The organism is Moorena sp. SIO2C4 (genome assembly GCF_010672485.1).
GTDB lineage: Bacteria > Cyanobacteriota > Cyanobacteriia > Cyanobacteriales > Coleofasciculaceae > Moorena > Moorena producens.
In genome coordinates this window covers 1-1,187 of the sequence record NZ_JAAHGN010001532.1, presented here as the reverse complement: position 1 = coordinate 1,187, position 1,187 = coordinate 1, and the positions used below count along the sequence as shown (strand labels likewise).

Below are 1,187 nucleotides of genomic sequence, written 5' to 3'. Positions count from 1 at the left end.
AATCGGTGTTTATGCTCCCAACTTTGTAGAGACTGTAGCGCGATCGTTGTGTTTGATGGGTACTCCCAACGCAATAGTTCTCCATGGTAGGGAAAAATTAGATGAGGCGGGATTGGCAGATCAAACTGACTTGGCACTGCTATCGGGGGGTGAGGTGCGACTTTTGAGTCTAAATCCGGAACATCTTGGTCTAACTCCTGCCCCTACTGAGTCCCTACGAGGCGGTGATGTAGCGGAAAATGGGGCAATTTTACGGAACGTTTTGCAAGGTAAAGGAACACCAGCCCAGCAGGATGTGGTGGCGTTAAATGCCTCATTAGCCCTTCAAGTCGCTGGTGTTATACCTCTCGAAGACTACACAGCAGGGATTGCTCTGGCAAAGGATGTTATGGCTAGCGGTGCCCCTTGGTTGAAGTTAGAGCAGTTGGTGCAGTTTTTAGCTTGACTGACGAGAATCCCCAGGTCTAACCTGTAAGGGTAACCTGGGATCAATGGCGGAGGGTGCTACCCAATGTCCAGCAGCCGAAGTTGCCTATTCTCTATTGCCTTCACCCAGCGCTAAGCGTGAATGACTGGAGATATTTTCCCCACTCCACTGCCAAAGGAATTTCTGTAAAGGGAATTTTGACTGGATCTATGGGTTTGAGGAATTGAAATTCTAATGCGATCGCACGACCTTTATCCGGTGGTTGCTCTAAGTCAACCACTTGATTATCAACTAGCAAGTTGATTGATTTAACGTCTTTGAGGGAAAAGGTTTCTAGATTTACTGGTTTATTTCTAGTGGGTTTACCCCAAGTCAGGTCACTGCCGTTTTGACCAAGCACCGCATATATATCATACTTTGCCCGTTCAAACTGTTCAGCCCAGCGGCGATAAGCTTCAATCTTTTGGTATTCATTCCAGCCTGACCAGGCAAGCCAGCAAAATGCTGCTAGCAGAGGTAACCATAGTAAACCACGTTCCATTCAGTTTTTTGGATCTTTACAACTAAAAGTAAGTATATAAGCAAATATATAGTTATATCTGCCTATCCTCCCATCATCTATACGTAAGCATTCAGCCGTCAGCCGTAAGCCGTCAGCCGTCAGCCGTCAGTGGTCAGCCGTCAGCCGTCAGCCGTGAGTTTATTTTATTCAAAAGCTGATTACTGAGAGCTGATAGCTGATAGCTATTAGCTGAGAGCT

The 1,187-nt window shown here is 46.5% G+C and carries 1 protein-coding gene and 1 pseudogene; one reads left to right on the top strand and one right to left on the bottom strand.

Features of this window, described 5'->3' with window-relative positions; all coding sequences use genetic code 11:
• A pseudogene (locus F6K20_RS39285) lies at positions 1–445 on the top strand (anthranilate phosphoribosyltransferase); the annotation flags it as partial.
• A 103-nt stretch (positions 446–548) separates the two neighbouring features.
• Here F6K20_RS39285 and F6K20_RS39280 read toward each other — a convergent pair.
• Positions 549–968 (bottom strand): hypothetical protein, encoded by a 420-nt coding sequence (locus F6K20_RS39280; protein ID WP_008180968.1) that lies wholly within the window; start codon positions 966–968, stop codon positions 549–551.
• Positions 969–1,187: the final 219 nt, after the last annotated feature.

Coding starts and splice junctions, on each gene's coding strand:
- F6K20_RS39280 (WP_008180968.1), bottom strand. CDS start 968: ATGGAACGTGGTTTACTATGGTTACCTCTGCTAGCAGCATTTTGCTGG.